This is a genomic window from Bradyrhizobium sp. SZCCHNRI3043, from assembly GCF_032377735.1.
Lineage (GTDB): Bacteria > Pseudomonadota > Alphaproteobacteria > Rhizobiales > Xanthobacteraceae > Bradyrhizobium.
In genome coordinates this window covers 177164-191872 of sequence record NZ_JAUHID010000003.1, presented here as the reverse complement: position 1 = coordinate 191872, position 14709 = coordinate 177164, and the positions used below count along the sequence as shown (strand labels likewise).

Genomic DNA, 14709 nt, shown 5'->3' with positions numbered 1-14709 from the left:
ACCATGGATGGAACATAACAGAAACATCCATGGCCGACAAGGGCCGGCAGATCAGGCCTTCAGCACCTCGACGCCCGGCAGCGGCTTGCCCTCCATCCACTCCAGGAAGGCGCCACCGGCGGTCGAGACATAGCTGAAGTCGGCGGCCACGCCTGCCTGGTTGAGCGCGGCGACGGTATCGCCGCCGCCGGCCACCGAGACCAGCTTCTTGGCCTTGGTGCGTTCGGCGGCATGCTTCGCGGCGACCATGGTGCCGCGGTCGAACGGCGTTAGCTCGAAGGCGCCGAGCGGACCGTTCCAGACCAGCGTCGCCGCATCGTCGATCGCGGCATGGATGCGCGCGGTCGATTGCGGGCCGACGTCGAGAATCATGCTGTCCGGCGGGATCGCGTCGAGCCCATAGGCGAAGGACGGCGAGTTCGCCGCGAAGTGATAGGAGACGGTGGCATCCACCGGCAGGATGATGGCGCAGTTCGAGGCTTCCGCCTTCTCCATGATCCGAAGAGCGGTGGCGGCGAGATCCTTCTCGGCCAGCGACTTGCCGATCTGCACGCCCTGGGCATGCAGGAAGGTATTGGCCATGCCGCCGCCGATCACCAGCGCATCGACCTTGGTGACGAGGTTTTCCAATAGGTCGATCTTGGTCGAGACCTTGGCGCCGCCGACGACCGCGATCACGGGCTTGGCCGGCCGGCCCAGCGCCTTGTCGAGCGCGTCGAGCTCGGCCTGCATGGTGCGGCCGGCATAGGCCGGCAGCTTGTGGCCGAGGCCCTCGGTCGAGGCGTGGGCGCGGTGCGCGGCGGAGAAGGCGTCGTTGACCCAGATGTCGCCGAGCTTGGCGAGCTCGGCGACGAAGGCCGGATCGTTCTTCTCTTCCTCCTTGTGGAAGCGCGTGTTCTCCAGGCACAGCACGTCGCCGTCCTTCATTGCGGCGATCGCGGTCGCGGCCGGCTCGCCGATGCAGTCGTCGGCGAAGGCGACCGGGCGCTTGATCACTTGCGACAGCGCAGTGGCGACCGGCTTCAGCGAGTCCTTGGCATCGCGGCCCTTCGGCCGGCCGAAATGCGCGAGCAGGATGACCTTGCCGCCCTTGGTCGCGATCTCATTGATGGTCGGCGCGACGCGCTCCAGGCGCGTCGCATCGCTGACGTGGCCATTCTCCATGGGCACGTTGAGGTCGACGCGCAGCAGCACGCGCTTGCCTTTGACGTCGACGTCGTCGAGGGTGCGGAATTGTTTCATTGAAGCCACCGTAAAACGAGGGACTAATCAGTGGTGATTATATCCGTCGGTGTTTTCCGGCGGATTGCCTTCCTGCTTCGCCGTCACCCGCATGCCTTGGCGGAAGCCATAAGCGATCAGGCCGATCAGCAACATCGCACCGGGGATACCGAGCCAGTTGGGAAGGGTCATGACGCTTCCTCAGTCGTCATTCCGGGGCGGTCCGCCGGACCGAACCCGGAATCTCGAGATTCCGGGTTCGATGCTGCGCATCGCCCCGGAATGACTGGCAGATGGTTACAGCAGCTTGCCCATCGCCACGGCGGTGTCGGCCATGCGGTTGGAGAAGCCCCACTCGTTGTCGTACCAGGACATCACGCGCACGAGGTTGCCGTTCATGACCTTGGTCTGGTCCATGTGGAACGTCGAGGAGTGCGGATCATGGTTGAAGTCGATCGAGACGTTCGGCGCCGTGGTGTAGCCGAGGATGCCCTTGAGCTCCTGCTCGGACGCGCGCTTCATCGCCTCGTTGATCTCCTTCGGATCGGTGTTGCGCTTGGCGACGATCTTGAGATCCACCACCGAAACGTTCGGCGTCGGCACCCGGATCGCGACGCCGTCGAGCTTGCCCTTGAGCTCGGGCAGCACCAGGCCGATCGCCTTGGCCGCACCGGTCGAGGTCGGGATCATCGACATCGCCGCCGCGCGGCCGCGATAGAGATCCTTGTGCATGGTGTCGAGCGTCGGCTGGTCGCCGGTGTAGGCGTGGATCGTGGTCATGAAGCCGGTCTCGATGCCCACGGTGTCGTTCAGCACCTTGGCGATCGGGGCCAGGCAGTTGGTGGTGCACGAGCCGTTGGAGACGACGAGGTGCTCCCTCGTCAGCGCGGTGTGGTTGACGCCGTAGACGATGGTGGCGTCGGCGCCGTCGGCCGGGGCGGAGACCAGCACGCGCTTGGCGCCGGCGGTCAGATGGGCCGAGGCCTTGTCCTTGGAGGTGAAGATGCCGGTGCATTCCAGCGCGATGTCGACGCCGAGATCCTTCCAGGGCAGCTTCGACGGATCACGCTCGGCCGTCACCTTGATCTTGCCGTTGCCGATGTCGATGCTGTCACCGTCGACGGTCACGGTGTGGGGAAAGCGGCCGTGCACGCTGTCGAAGCGCAGCAAATGGGCATTGGTCTCGACCGGGCCGAGATCGTTGATGCCGACCACCACGATGTCCTTGCGGCCCGATTCCGCGATGGCACGCAGAACGTTGCGGCCGATGCGGCCAAACCCGTTGATCCCGACCCGGACTGCCATTTTCGTCTCCTTCAATGACGTTTCTCATCCCCGTCGGCAGCCTTCTCACGGGCCCCACGAGGGTTTTGGAACTGTTGCCGCCCGGTTCTGCCGGGCGGGAGCGGACGATATGGTCCTTTCGTAGTCCTTTTTTTGCGATCGCTCAACCGTCGCGAATCACGTTCGTGCGGCGCTCCTGATTTGGTGAACCGCCGCGCAGGGTCGAGCGGGCCTTTACGCCAGCCGCTGTACGGCCGCCGCGACAGCCGCCTCGGCGGTGATGCCGAAATGCTTGTAGAGCTCCTTGGCCGGGCCGCTTTCGCCGAACGAATGCATGCCGATGAAGATGCCGTCCTGGCCGATGACCGCGTCCCAGCCCCAGCGCACTGCGGCTTCGACGGCGATCTTGACCGGCGCGTTGCCGATGATCTTTGCCCTGGTCTCGGCCGGCTGCTCCAGCAGCAGCTCCAGAGACGGCACCGAGACGACGCGGGCTGGGATGCCACGCTCGGCGAGCTGCTTCTGCGCCGCCACCGCGATCTCGACCTCGGAGCCGGTCGCGAACAGCGACACCTTGGCCTCGCCTTGCGCGGCGACGAGCTCGTAGCCGCCCCGGCTGCACGGATTGTCCGACGGCGCTGAGGTGCGCAGCTGCGGCAGGTTCTGCCGCGTCAGCGCCAGCACGGTCGGACCGTTGGTGCGGTTCAGCGCCAGCTCCCAGCATTCGGCGGTCTCGACCGCATCGCACGGCCGGAACACCCGCATGTTGGGGATCGCGCGCAGCGCGGCCAGATGCTCGACCGGCTGGTGCGTCGGGCCGTCCTCGCCGAGGCCGATCGAATCATGCGTCAGCACGTAGACGACGCCGGCGCCCATCAGCGCCGACAGCCTGATAGCGCCGCGCGCATAGTCCGAGAACACCAGGAAGGTGGCGCCGTTGGGCGCGAAGCCGCCATGCAGGAAGATGCCGTTCATGCAGGCGGCCATGCCGTGCTCACGGATGCCGTAATGGATGAAGCGCCCCTTCGGCGTCTTGGCCGAGAACGAGACAGCCGACTTCGCCTTGTTGTTGTTGGAGCCGGTGAGGTCGGCCGAGCCGGCCACGAACTCGAACGGCATTGCGGCTGCGATCACCTCGATCGCGGCCTCCGACGATTTGCGGGTGGCGGCGTTGAGCGGGGTCTCCAGCAGCGCCTTCTTGTGGTCCTTCAGCGCCTTCGCCAGCGCCGCGGGCCGCTCGTGGCGCAGCCGGCGCTCGAACTCGGCGCGCTTGCGCGGGCCCATCTCGCCAAGTCGGGTCTCCCATTCGCCGCGCGCAGCCGCGCCGCGGCGGCCGGCCTCGCGCCAGGCGGCGAGCACGTCGTCGGGCACCGAGAACGGCTCCTGCGAAATGCCGAGCTTCTCCTTGGCGCCCTTCAGCTCCTCTGCCCCGAGCGCCTCGCCATGCACCTTGGAGGTCCCGGCCTTGGTCGGCGCGCCGTAGCCGATCGTGGTCTTGCAGGCGATCAGCGACGGCTTCGACGATTTCTGGGCCCGTGCGATCGCCGCGGCAATCGCCTCCGGGTCATGGCCGTCGATCAGCTCGGCGGCCCAGCCGCACGCCTTGAAGCGCTTCACCTGGTCGACCGAGTCGGCGATCGACAGCGGGCCGTCGATCGAGATGCCGTTGTCGTCCCACAGCACGATCAGCTTGTTGAGCTTCCAGTGCCCGGCCATCGCGATCGCTTCCTGGGAGATGCCCTCCATCAGGTCGCCGTCGGACGCCAGCACATAGGTGTGGTGGTCGACGATCTTCTTGCCGTATTCGGCCTGCAGCATCTTCTCGGCCAGCGCCATGCCGACCGCCGTGGAGATGCCCTGGCCGAGCGGGCCGGTGGTGGTCTCGATCCCCTTGGTGCGGAAATTCTCCGGGTGGCCCGGCGTCAGCGAATCGACTTGGCGGAAGCGCTTGATCTGGTCGAGCGTCATCTCCTCGTTGCCGGTGAGATACAACAGCGCATAGAGCAGCATCGAGCCGTGGCCGGCGGAGAGCACGAAGCGGTCGCGGTCCGGCCAGGCGGGCGCTGCGGCATCGTATTTCAGCACGCGGGTGAACAGCACGGTGGCGACGTCCGCCGCGCCCATCGGCAGGCCCGGATGGCCCGATTTGGCCTTCTCGACGGCGTCCATTGCGAGCCCGCGGATGGCGTTGGCCATGCGGGAATGATCGACCTGCGTCATGCTGGAATCCGTCCAAACGTGAAATGCTGATGACAGGAGCGCCGCCGGTATTGCTGGCGGGCCGGGATTTTGCGGGCTGATTAGCACCTCGGTTCCGGGAATCAAAGGTTCTGCAACGCCGGGAACCTCCCAAAAGTTGCTTAGTAGTGCATAGTTTCGGCCGAGCGTTGCGCTTGGCTCGCCCAGCACGTAAGATTTTGCCCGTAACCGCTTGCCGGACAGCGCTTTTGTCGCATCCCGCTGGCTCCGAGGGCCTCGCATCCGTGCCATGAACGATCACCCTGCCAATCTTACCGGCCAGGTGGAACCCGGCGCCGCCGATCTCGAGGCGGCGACGCGGCGACTGATGACGGCCCTCGACGCGCTGGAGAGCGCGGTCGAGCGGCGGCGCGAGGCGGATCGTGACGAGGACGAGCTCGCCACGCGCATCCAGGCGCTCGGCGCCGACCGCTCGCGTCTCGCCGACGAGCTCGACGGCTCGTTGATGAAAACGCGCCGGCTCGAGCGCACCAATCGCGAGATCGCCGAACGTCTGGACACCGCGATCGGCACCATCCGCACCGTGCTCGCTGGCGGCGACGGGCAGAACGCCGCTGAAGACGATGAGGACGAGGAATGAGCCACATCAACGTCACCATCAACGGCCGCCAATATCGCATGGCCTGCGAGGAAGGCCAGGAGCTCAGGCTGCTCAAGCTCGCCGAGAGTCTCGAGCAGCGTATCACCAATCTGCGCGGCAAGTTCGGCGAGATCGGCGACGCCCGGCTCACGGTGATGGCCGCGCTCACCGTATGCGATGAGCTGATCGATGCCAATCAGCGCGTGCAGGTGCTGGAGCAGGAGCTCGAAGGCCTGCGCAACGTGCGCAACCAGTCCGCCGACCGCGCTCGTGCGACTCAGGTCGCGGTGGCGAAAGCGCTGAACGCTGCCGCCGAGCGCATCGAGCGCACCACGCAGGTGCTGAACCGCACCATCGGTGGTGGCGTGGCGATCGGGTGAGGGCGTACTCCATGAGGTGCTCAACTAGCGCCGTGGGAGTTTTTTAGCATTTATTGATTCACTCTTCGGGGACGGTTGCCGAATAGTCGATAGCAACGTGTCGACCCTTGTAGATGCCCCAATTCCGTGCGCCTGGTTCGAACGGACATTCAGCCCAATCGCGATAAAGCTCGTTGAGTTGTGAGAGCGACAGTGGCGAAGTTAGTGGTTTGGCTGCAGCCATGACTAACAGCAGCCCGCCTGACGATACCCAGACTGCGGGGCACAGCGATCTTCGCTGTTGTTCGGTGCAGCTCGCATACAAGTCCGCTTCGAACTGATTGCAGCATCGCCCGTATTTGTTGCGCGCGAACTTGAAGGCCCATGGTCCAACTATGACCACCGGCGATCGATTTGCGCCAGATCGTGAGATCTTGATCAAACCGCATTCTCCTTCATAAGGTGCGGTAGTAGTAGGGTGGGCAAAGGCGCGCGTGCAATGCTGCTGCGTCATACGCAGATTCCCGCGCGCTGTGCCCACCGCTATCACGCGCGGTGGCAATGGTGGGCACGGCGCGCCGAGCAATGGTGCAAGCCGAGCCAGCGTGCCAGCGCACCTTTGCCCACTCTCCACGACCGGACTACCAGATCCCCGAAACCAAGATCTCCAGCGCGACGTCCGGCGCTGCCGCTGCCAGCGCGCCGATGCATAGGCCGACGAAGCCGAGCGCGATGGCGCCGCTGATGCCGTGCTGGCTGAAGCCGTAGCTGGCGCCGATTGCGGTGCCCAGGATCAGCATGCTGCTGGTCCACAGGATCTGGATGACGAGCTTGATCTTGCTCAGCATGAGTGGCCTCGCAGCCTCCACGATCTCGCCCGTCCCCTTCTTCATACGTCTCACCACTGCCCATTGTGCAGCAGCGAAGCCGATCAATTCATCGCGATGCGATCGCTTTGCGAGCGCTTGTCGTTCTCCGCTGGCTGACCTAGCCTCGACGCGCGGAGCTGTCGAATCTCGCAAGCCATAAGCGGGATCGTCCGCGCATCAGGGAGGTTGCTCTTGAACAAGCTGATTCTGGCGGCAGCGGCCGTCGCGCTCGCAACGATCATTGCGCCGGTCGCTGCCGCGCCCTTGCCGGAAGCCAAGCCCGACGAGGTCGGCTTCTCGCCGGCGGGTCTTGCACGCATGGATGATTTCTTCGCCCGCGAGATCGCCGCCAAGCGCGTGCCCGGCGCGGTCGTGGCGATCGCGCGTGACGGCAAGCTCGTGCATTACAAGGCCTACGGCCAGCTCGATCCGGTCAAGGGCACGCCGATGCCGCTCGACGCGATCTTCGCCCTGGCCTCGATGACCAAGCCGATGACTGCGGTCGGCGGGCTGATGCTGATGGAGCAGGGGCGGCTGCCGCTGCAGGCCAAGCTCGCCGACTACTATCCGGCATTCGCCGACATGAAGGTCGGCGTCACCCAGGAGAACGGCGCGCTGCTGCTGGTGCCGCAGGCCCGCCCCATCCTGATCCACGATCTCTACCGCCACACCTCGGGCCTGATGTATGGCGGCCGGCCGGACAGCTCGAGCGCGGTGGCGCGGCTCTATCCCGACGGCACCGCGCCTGCGATCGAAGGCGACACCCAGGCCTTCATCGAGCGCATCACCAAGCTGCCGCTGGCGCATCAGCCGGGCACGCAGTTCGAATACGGCTTCTCCATCGACGTGCTCGGAGCCGTGATCGAGAAGGTCAGCGAGCAGCGGCTCGGTGAATATCTTTCAACCAATGTCTGGAAGCCGCTCAGCATGCAGGACGCGACCTTCGCGCCGACCGACGCACAACGCCCGCGGCTGGCGCATCCGTTTCCGAACAATCCGCTGACCGGCAAGCCGCAGGCGATCAAGCTCCTGGACACGCCGACCAGGTCGGACTGCGGCGGCGCCTGCTCGTTCGCCACGATCGGCGACTACGTCCGCTTCGGCCAGATGCTGCTCAATGGCGGCGAGCTCGACGGTGCGCGCATCCTGAGCCCGAAGACGGTGCACCACATGACCTCCAATCATCTCGGCCCGGAGATCAAGAACACCGTCGCCACTGTCGAGCCGCATCGCGCCGGCTTCGGCTTCGGCCTCAGCGTCGCCGTGCGCACCAGCGAGGGCCTGTCGGCGGTGCCCGGCAATCCCGGCGAGTTCAGCTGGAACGGCGCCTATGGCACGCAGTTCTTCTGCGATCCCAGGGAGCGTCTCGTCGTGGTGGTCGGCACGGCGGCGCCCGGTGACCTGCGCAAATATTATCGCGAGCAGGTGCAGGACATCGTCTATGGCGCGATGGTGAAATAGCGCATGCTCACGGTTCATCACCTCGGCAAGTCGCAGTCCGAACGTATCGTCTGGCTCTGCGAGGAGCTGGAAATTTCGTACGAACTGAAATGCTACACGCGCGACGCCCGGACGATGCTGGCGCCGCCCGAGTACAAGGCGCTGCATCCGATCGGCGCGGCGCCCGTGATCACCGACGGCGAGCTGGTGCTCGCCGAGTCCGGCGCGGTCGTCGAGTACATCATCGCCAAATACGGCCACGGTCGGTTGCGGCCCAGGCCGGACGATCCGAGCTTCGCGCCGTTCCTCTACTGGCTTCATTTCGCCAACGGCACCCTGCAGGCCGCGATGGGCCGGCTCATGATCCTCAACCGGCTCAATCTGCCGGACGACAATCCCGTGCTCGGCGCTATCAGGGGGCGGCTCGACCGCGCCTTTGCAGCCGTCGAGACGCGCTGCGGCGAGGCGGACTATCTGGCAGGCGGCGCGCTTACCGCCGCCGACATCATGACGGTGTTTTCACTCACCACCATGCGCTACTTCCTGCCCTACGACCTCGCGCCGTTCCCGAACATCCGCGCCTACCTCGCGCGCATCGGCGCCCGCCCGGCCTATCAGCGCGCCATGGCCAAGGGGGACCCGGGCATGGCGTTGTTGTTGAGCTGATCCCGCTCAGCCCGCGTGCCACCACGCAATGACGTCATCCGGCGTAGAGGCGATCGCTGTGAAGCCCGATCGCCTCACTTCCCCTGCCGCTTGCGGCTCCAGTCCAGGAACGAGCGATACAGCTCCTCCTTCTCCGCCTTCGACGTCGGCGCCTTGGCCTGCGATTCGAGAAAGGCCTCGAAGCGCTCCTGCTGCGACAGACTGCCGGTCGCGGCGGGCGGCAGGCCGACATCGGCCTCGTTCTTCATCCGCTCCAGCACGGCGTCGACATAGGGATAGCGCTGCCAGCCCGGCACCTGTGCCGCGAGATTGAGATCCTTCCAGCCTGGATGAAACGGCGGCTGCTGCAGCCGCGCGAGGTTGGTGAACAGCGCATCGACGAAGCGATTGACGCGGTCGGCGCGGTCGCTGCCCGGCTTCCAGTTGTAGACGGCCAGCACCGACGGCACGGCGATAGTTTCCACAGCGGTGTCAGGTGCGACCAGTCCCGGATAGGTGTCGGCCTTGATGCTGGTCGGATAGTAGAAATCCGAGAATTGCTGCGTGTACGGCACCGGCACGAAGTGGAATCCAGGATCCGCCTTCTTGCCGCTGAACAGCTCGCCGGGCTTGGAGGCGACATAGACCATCGCGGCGATCTCGCCCTTGTGCAGCTTCTCCAGCGCAACAGGACCACCGATGGCGACAGGCTCGATGTCGATGCCGAGGCGCCGGAAGATCAGCGGCCCCGTATGCGCGGCGGCAACGCCGGCCGTTCCAACCGCGATCTTCTGGCCCTTCAGATCCTGCAGCGACTTGAACTCCTCGCGCGCATAGATGTGCACGTCGGAGATGAAGAAGCGCAGCACGTAGCGGATGCGGTCGTTGATGTTGGAAAGGCCGGCCTGTTTGGCGTAGAAGTCGAACGCATCGGCGTAGGTGACGGCGACGTCGACGCCGCGCAGATACAGGAGATCGGCGATGTTCGAGGTGGTGCCGCGCGTCACCATCGGGATCAGGCGCATGTTGTCGCCATCGTCCATCGTCCGCGCCATCTCGCTGGCGAGGCGCACGAAGCCGCCGTCGGGCAGGCCCGCGGCCAGGCCGACGGTCCATTGGTTCATACGCGTCTTGATGGCGGCTTCATCCGAGGTGCTCCGTGGCTCGGGCGCGCGGGTCTCGGAGACCCGACGCTGGACGGCCCGCCGTTCGGACGCGCGCGCAGGCTTGATCGAGAGCGGAGCGGCGGACTGCTCTTGCGCCCGCACCGCGCCGACGGGGGTGAGCAAGGCAGCCGAAAGCGTTGCCAGCACCAGCAGCGCTGGCCGGGCGAGTACTCTGTGCATGTGACTAGTCCCCGATCGCGTCTGCTCGCCATTCCCCCGAGCAGACTGATGACACAGATCAATCCAAGATCGTATCTCAATGAGCCCTAAACCTGGCAGTTTTGGGGCGAGAACTACCTAAGGTTTCAGGTAGCTCCAGCCGCTCTCCTGCAGCTCCATCAGGCGCACTGCGCCCGAGGGCACCAGGCTCGCTTCGGCGACGATCGCAATCGGATGTCCTTCGCGTTTCTCCATGCCGCGCTTGGTGATGTTGCAGGCGGAGAACCTGATCTTGGCGGGAAAGCTGAGTTCTGCGATCTGCTTGAGCCGGTCCTTCACCGGCGAGGTATCCTCGCGCAGCATGTTCAGCCCGGGTCCATAGGTGACGAGCTCGATCTCGACCTCCTCGCCCTTCTCCTTGAACGTCTCCATGATGTTGGTGGCGTTGTTCAGCGCCAGATTCATGATCGCCGGATCGTTCTGATCGACCTGGATCGAGACGCGATGAATCTTGACGTCGGCGGCGAGGCTCGCAGCAGCCGACGCGATCAGCAGCGCGCAGGCGGCCGTGACAGTTTTGAGATCGAAGCGCATGCCAGGACTCCAATGTACGATGCAGAGCATTGCGATGTGGGCATGATCTGCCACAACCTCAGCTCCGACCGATGAGCCCCAATCGTGGCGACACTATGCGCTGCCGACACGGCGCTGCCGCGGGAGCGCCGTCATCGCCACGGCGTCATTGCGAGCGCAGCGAAGCAATCAAGACTGCATCTGCGGAGAGATGGGCGCGCTAGTCGGGGACGACGGCGGAATGCTGGGGTGGCGGCACGCGAGCAGATGCACGTCGTAAACTGCATGACGGGCAATCCGCACATATCCATCATGCGCAAACTGCCCGTCGCGTTACGATGTCGCAGGCTGCGCGGCTTGTCACGTCGGGCAAATCAGGTCGATCTTTCCGCCCGTCCTGCTGCCGCATGAGGGGCGTTTCGCGACCGTCACGGACCGTTGGCAGTGGGATGCGATGGGCGTGAATTGCCGCAGCGTGAGCTACTTCACGCGGACGAACGGCGATGCACGTACGGTCAAGTCGCGTGGTCCTGACACCCCGATGCTGGTGTCCCGCGCAATGCGCGCAAGCGCGTTGTCGCGCATGGTGGCCAACAAGCCCGGCGCACCAAGGAGATCGCGAAGCAGCCGTTCAAACCGTCGCGCAGGGAAGGCCGGGTGTTTCCGGCTGCACCTGTGGTACCTGCCGCCTGCATTTTTTTGAGCAGGCGGGCCACGGGCGTCAGCCGACGCCCGGCCTTCCCTGTGCCCTCTGTCTTGAGGGGGGCGATCGAGATCAACAGCTCGGACGCAACGCGTCGCGAGGACGCGAGCCCATGCCATGTTCTGTTGTGTTGCCGCCGCCCCATCGCTGTCATCGCCGGCGCAGTGTGCGCCGCGGTCCCTCGACTTCGCCATCGCCGTCACGGCGTACTGCGCGCCCGGTCGGGCCGGGCGACGACGCCGACTGTTGGCAACCGTGTCGCGCCTCGATCCGCTTCCACCGCTGGCAAAATCATCCCGTGATGGTTACATTGCAACTGCGAGGCTGCGACGCGCGTCCGGAACCAACATATCCCCGGGGCCTTATCGATCCTTTAGGGAACTGTCCCTGGCCAGGTCTGTGGACCTGGACATATGGTGCCCACCTACTTTCGTAGGGAACTCCGGGATCGAGCGTTTCAACGGCGATTGCGGCTTCGCGCTTGTTTTCCGTCTCTCCTCTCCCCTTCGGTTGCCGACCTGCTGCGTTTCTGTAACGTTTGCGTGCCCGCGTCCGCCCGCCCGTCACGGAGGTCACGTCGCATGCCGATGAAGGCCGCTCAGCACACCAAGCAGCAGCTCCGAGCCGCAGCCCTTGTCGCGCGCGACGCGTTGAGCGACGAGACGCGGAGCGCGGCCGCGCAGGCGATCGCCGCGCGCGGGCTCCCCTTCGCATTCGAGCCCGGCACGGTCGTCTCCGGCTATGCGCCGGTCCGCAACGAGCTCGATCCGATGCCGTTGCTGCGTGAGCTGGCGGGGCAGGGGGCGCGGCTGGCGCTGCCGGTCGTGCTGGCGCGCGGCCATTCGCTCTCGTTCCGCGCCTTCGCGCCGGGCGACCGGCTGACGCTCGGGTCGCTCGGCATCCCCGAGCCATCGCCGGCAGCCGCCGAGCTGGTGCCCGATGTGATGCTGGTGCCGCTCGCCGCCTTCGACCGCACCGGCCACCGCATCGGTTACGGCGGGGGCTACTACGACTACACCTTTTCGCACCTGCGGAAGATGCATCACGTCATCGGCGTCGGCCTCGGCTTCGCCATTCAGGAAACCGAGGCCATCCCGGCCTTGGCCCACGACGCGGCGCTGGATTATGTGCTAACCGAGCGCGAGACCTTGGATTTCCGGAGCAATTGAGTTGCGAATTCTCTTCGTCGGCGACGTCGTCGGCCGGGCCGGCCGCAGCGCCGTCTCGGACCACCTTCCAGGCTTGATCCGCGATTGGGCGCTCGATTTCGTCATCGTCAATGGCGAGAACGCGGCCGGCGGATTCGGCATCACCGAGGCGATCTATCAGGAGCTCATCGATGCCGGCGCCGACGCGGTCACGCTCGGCAACCACTCCTGGGATCAGCGCGAGGCACTGGTGTTCATCGAGCGCGCGCCGCGCCTGGTGCGCCCTGCGAACTATCCGGTAGGCACACCCGGCCGTGGCGCCGCGCTGATCGACGCCAAGAACGGCGCCCGCGCGCTGGTGGTCAACGTGCTCGGGCGGGTGTTCATGACGCCGTTCGACGATCCGTTCGCGGCGGTCGGCCGCGAGCTCGGCGCCTGTCCGCTGCGCGAGGCGGCGGATGCGATCGTGGTCGACGTGCATTGCGAGGCCTCCAGCGAGAAGCAGGGCCTGGGCTATTTTTGCGACGGCCGCGCCAGCCTCGTCGTCGGCACCCATACGCATGTGCCGACGGCCGATCACCGGATCCTGCCCGGCGGCACCGCCTACATGACCGATGCCGGCATGACCGGCGATTACGACTCCATCATCGGCATGCAGAAGGATGAGCCGCTGCGCCGCTTCCAGTCGGGCATCCCGTCGGCGCGCTTCGAGCCGGCCTCCGGCGAGGCGACGTTGAGCGGCGTGGCGGTCGAGACCGACAACGGCACCGGGCTTGCGATCAAGGTCGCGCCGGTGCGCATCGGCGGCCGGCTGTCGCAGACGAGGCCGGCGTTCTGGGGAGAATGAGAGCCTGCGTCAGGCCTTGAGGCGAAAACCCATCCGGAACGCGCCCCAATGCCGGCCCTTGATGAAGATCGGCGCGGACAGGTCCTTCATCAGCACGAACTGTCCGCCGCCCATGTCGCGGCGGTAGGTCTGGAGCAGAAACGGCTTGTTGCTGGCGGCGGCCACCTTCTTCACCGCACGGTCCTCGAACAGCCGGCGGTTGCGGCAGTTGGCGTTGTTCCAGACCGGATCGGGCCCCTGCGGCTTGCGGTAGTTCGGATTGTGCGTCGGCAGATAGCCGCCGCGCGCCCAGGCGACGCAGAACACGATGCGCGGGTCGCTGCCCTGGATCGGGTCCTGGATCGCCGGCAGGACGCGGTCGGTGAACTCGACGTAGCGCGTCATGTACTGCTTGGGATTGGTGCCGGGGATCTCGCGATAGCTCTCGTCCATCAGGTCGGCGAGCGTGATCTCGCCGCGGTCGATCGCCGCCTCGAAGGTCGCCGAGATCTGCCGGGCGGTGTCGACGACGGACTTGATCAGCGGCGCGTCCGTGGTCTGTACGCCGCTCTCGGCGATCAGCCCGATCAGCGCCTCGGAATGATCGAGCAGCTTGGCGATCCGGCTGTCGGCCTGTTTGAGCTCGACCGAGGACTGGTCGACGCCCTTGGCGAGCTCGTTGAGCTCGCTGATCACGGCGTCGCAATGCGCGAGGTTGGAGGTCGCGGCCTTCGCCACGCCGTCGATCTCCTGGCCGACGCTGGTGAAGCCGTCCTGGACGCGGACGATGATGCCGCCGATCTGCTGGGCGCCTTCACCGGCGGTCTTGGCGCGCGACGAGGCCTGGCCGCTCTCGCCGAGCAGGCTCTTCACCTGCGAGTCGAGCCCGCGCAGGGTGTCGCCGATCTGCTGCGTGGCCTGGCGAGTCGCCTCGGCGAGCGACTTCACCTCGCTGGCGACGACAGCGAAGCCCCGGCCGGCGCTGCCGGCACGGGCCGCCTCGATGGTGGCGTTCAGCGCCAGCAGGTTGGTCTGCTTGGCGATCGCCTCGATCGCGACCGAGACCTTGGCGACCTGCGACAGCGCATCGCCGACCGAGCCGAGCCGCTGCTCGATCCGCTCCACGGAGTCGACCAATTCGGCGATGTGCCGCACCGCGGTGTCGACCACGTTGCGCGACTGGGCGATGTCGCCCACTGCGGCGGTCGTGGCCGATTGCACCGCTTGCGAGGCGGTGGCGATGTCGTGATTGGCCGCGACCATGGTCTTGGCGGTGGCCTGCAGATGCCCGAACCGCTGCGACTGGTAGCTGACGCGGGCGGCGACCTCTTGGACGTTGCCGGCGACGTCGGCAAGCTCGACGCCGAGGCCGCCGATGCGGTCGGCGATCTCGTCGATCAGCCGCTCGGCGCCGGTGCGCGCGTCGTGACTTTCCAGAATGGCGCGTTGCGCGACCGACATGTCCAGGCTCCAGGGC

Annotated in this window: 14 protein-coding genes and 1 other RNA gene; 7 read left to right on the top strand and 8 right to left on the bottom strand. The window is 66.1% G+C overall.

Translation table 11 applies throughout. The annotated features are described in order from the left end of the window. Nucleotides 1–51: 51 nt before the first annotated feature. The 4 genes from QX124_RS09670 to tkt all read right to left on the bottom strand — a co-directional run bounded on the left by QX124_RS09670 (nucleotide 52) and on the right by tkt (nucleotide 4725). The gene (locus QX124_RS09670) at nucleotides 52–1242 is read right to left on the bottom strand and encodes a phosphoglycerate kinase (protein WP_315797024.1); all 1191 of its coding nucleotides are present in this window, start codon (nucleotides 1240–1242) and stop codon (nucleotides 52–54) included. A gap of 27 nt (nucleotides 1243–1269) precedes the next feature. Beyond that, nucleotides 1270–1413, bottom strand: coding sequence for a hypothetical protein (locus QX124_RS09665; protein WP_315734412.1), 144 nt, complete (start codon nucleotides 1411–1413; stop codon nucleotides 1270–1272). Nucleotides 1414–1518: 105 nt separating this feature from the next. Further along, complete coding sequence (gene gap / locus QX124_RS09660) at nucleotides 1519–2526, bottom strand: type I glyceraldehyde-3-phosphate dehydrogenase (RefSeq protein WP_315783580.1); 1008 nt, start codon at nucleotides 2524–2526, stop codon at nucleotides 1519–1521. 213 nt (nucleotides 2527–2739) lie between these two features. After that, a complete protein-coding gene (tkt, locus tag QX124_RS09655; protein WP_315797023.1) occupies nucleotides 2740–4725 on the bottom strand; it encodes a transketolase in 1986 nt (661 codons plus the stop codon). A gap of 268 nt (nucleotides 4726–4993) precedes the next feature. On the opposite strand from tkt, the gene QX124_RS09650 reads away from it, so the two are divergent. Together QX124_RS09650 and QX124_RS09645 are read left to right on the top strand one after the other, a co-directional pair. Beyond that, on the top strand, nucleotides 4994–5344 hold the full coding sequence (locus tag QX124_RS09650; RefSeq protein ID WP_315771745.1) for a DUF4164 domain-containing protein: 351 nt from the start codon (nucleotides 4994–4996) through the stop codon (nucleotides 5342–5344). Next, nucleotides 5341–5724 (top strand): cell division protein ZapA, encoded by a 384-nt coding sequence (locus QX124_RS09645; RefSeq protein WP_315734404.1) that lies wholly within the window; start codon nucleotides 5341–5343, stop codon nucleotides 5722–5724. The genes QX124_RS09650 and QX124_RS09645 overlap by 4 nt, the downstream gene beginning before the upstream one ends. A gap of 620 nt (nucleotides 5725–6344) precedes the next feature. On the opposite strand, the gene QX124_RS09640 is transcribed toward QX124_RS09645, so the two are convergent. Next, on the bottom strand, nucleotides 6345–6551 hold the full coding sequence (locus tag QX124_RS09640) for a hypothetical protein (RefSeq protein ID WP_315771747.1): 207 nt from the start codon (nucleotides 6549–6551) through the stop codon (nucleotides 6345–6347). Nucleotides 6552–6764: 213 nt separating this feature from the next. Here QX124_RS09640 and QX124_RS09635 point away from each other — a divergent pair, with 213 nt between their 5' ends. Both QX124_RS09635 and QX124_RS09630 read left to right on the top strand, forming a co-directional pair. Beyond that, a complete protein-coding gene (locus QX124_RS09635) occupies nucleotides 6765–8033 on the top strand; it encodes a serine hydrolase domain-containing protein (RefSeq protein WP_409997680.1) in 1269 nt (422 codons plus the stop codon). A 3-nt stretch (nucleotides 8034–8036) separates the two neighbouring features. Further along, nucleotides 8037–8678, top strand: a complete 642-nt coding sequence (locus QX124_RS09630; RefSeq protein ID WP_315797022.1) for a glutathione S-transferase family protein — start codon at nucleotides 8037–8039, stop codon at nucleotides 8676–8678. A gap of 74 nt (nucleotides 8679–8752) precedes the next feature. On the opposite strand, the gene QX124_RS09625 is transcribed toward QX124_RS09630, so the two are convergent. After that, the gene (locus QX124_RS09625; protein ID WP_315797021.1) at nucleotides 8753–10003 is read right to left on the bottom strand and encodes a TAXI family TRAP transporter solute-binding subunit; all 1251 of its coding nucleotides are present in this window, start codon (nucleotides 10001–10003) and stop codon (nucleotides 8753–8755) included. Between the two features lie 117 nt (nucleotides 10004–10120). Beyond that, nucleotides 10121–10576: a DsrE family protein gene (locus QX124_RS09620; protein WP_315775409.1), complete on the bottom strand. Its 456-nt coding sequence runs from the start codon at nucleotides 10574–10576 to the stop codon at nucleotides 10121–10123. A 1000-nt stretch (nucleotides 10577–11576) separates the two neighbouring features. Here QX124_RS09620 and ssrS point away from each other — a divergent pair. The 3 genes from ssrS (at nucleotide 11577) to QX124_RS09605 (ending at nucleotide 13253) form a co-directional block, all read left to right on the top strand. Further along, nucleotides 11577–11738, top strand: a non-coding RNA gene (gene ssrS, locus QX124_RS09615) — 6S RNA. A gap of 107 nt (nucleotides 11739–11845) precedes the next feature. Continuing rightward, nucleotides 11846–12427, top strand: a complete 582-nt coding sequence (locus tag QX124_RS09610; RefSeq protein ID WP_315735678.1) for a 5-formyltetrahydrofolate cyclo-ligase — start codon at nucleotides 11846–11848, stop codon at nucleotides 12425–12427. A gap of 1 nt (nucleotide 12428) precedes the next feature. After that, nucleotides 12429–13253, top strand: coding sequence for a TIGR00282 family metallophosphoesterase (locus QX124_RS09605; RefSeq protein ID WP_315797020.1), 825 nt, complete (start codon nucleotides 12429–12431; stop codon nucleotides 13251–13253). Between the two features lie 9 nt (nucleotides 13254–13262). On the opposite strand, the gene QX124_RS09600 is transcribed toward QX124_RS09605, so the two are convergent. Continuing rightward, entirely contained in the window at nucleotides 13263–14693 is a 1431-nt protein-coding gene (locus tag QX124_RS09600; protein ID WP_315797019.1) for a methyl-accepting chemotaxis protein, read from the bottom strand. Nucleotides 14694–14709: the final 16 nt, after the last annotated feature.

What these genes read in the sequence shown, in the direction of transcription:
- QX124_RS09650 (WP_315771745.1), top strand. Translation starts at nt 4,994, where the DNA reads ATGAACGATCACCCTGCCAATCTTACCGGCCAGGTGGAACCCGGCGCC.
- QX124_RS09665 (WP_315734412.1), bottom strand. Translation starts at nt 1,413, where the DNA reads ATGACCCTTCCCAACTGGCTCGGTATCCCCGGTGCGATGTTGCTGATC.
- QX124_RS09630 (WP_315797022.1), top strand. Translation starts at nt 8,037, where the DNA reads ATGCTCACGGTTCATCACCTCGGCAAGTCGCAGTCCGAACGTATCGTC.
- QX124_RS09600 (WP_315797019.1), bottom strand. Translation starts at nt 14,693, where the DNA reads ATGTCGGTCGCGCAACGCGCCATTCTGGAAAGTCACGACGCGCGCACC.
- QX124_RS09620 (WP_315775409.1), bottom strand. Translation starts at nt 10,576, where the DNA reads ATGCGCTTCGATCTCAAAACTGTCACGGCCGCCTGCGCGCTGCTGATC.
- QX124_RS09670 (WP_315797024.1), bottom strand. Translation starts at nt 1,242, where the DNA reads ATGAAACAATTCCGCACCCTCGACGACGTCGACGTCAAAGGCAAGCGC.
- QX124_RS09625 (WP_315797021.1), bottom strand. Translation starts at nt 10,003, where the DNA reads ATGCACAGAGTACTCGCCCGGCCAGCGCTGCTGGTGCTGGCAACGCTT.
- QX124_RS09640 (WP_315771747.1), bottom strand. Translation starts at nt 6,551, where the DNA reads ATGCTGAGCAAGATCAAGCTCGTCATCCAGATCCTGTGGACCAGCAGC.
- tkt (WP_315797023.1), bottom strand. Translation starts at nt 4,725, where the DNA reads ATGACGCAGGTCGATCATTCCCGCATGGCCAACGCCATCCGCGGGCTC.
- QX124_RS09610 (WP_315735678.1), top strand. Translation starts at nt 11,846, where the DNA reads ATGAAGGCCGCTCAGCACACCAAGCAGCAGCTCCGAGCCGCAGCCCTT.
- gap (WP_315783580.1), bottom strand. Translation starts at nt 2,526, where the DNA reads ATGGCAGTCCGGGTCGGGATCAACGGGTTTGGCCGCATCGGCCGCAAC.
- QX124_RS09645 (WP_315734404.1), top strand. Translation starts at nt 5,341, where the DNA reads ATGAGCCACATCAACGTCACCATCAACGGCCGCCAATATCGCATGGCC.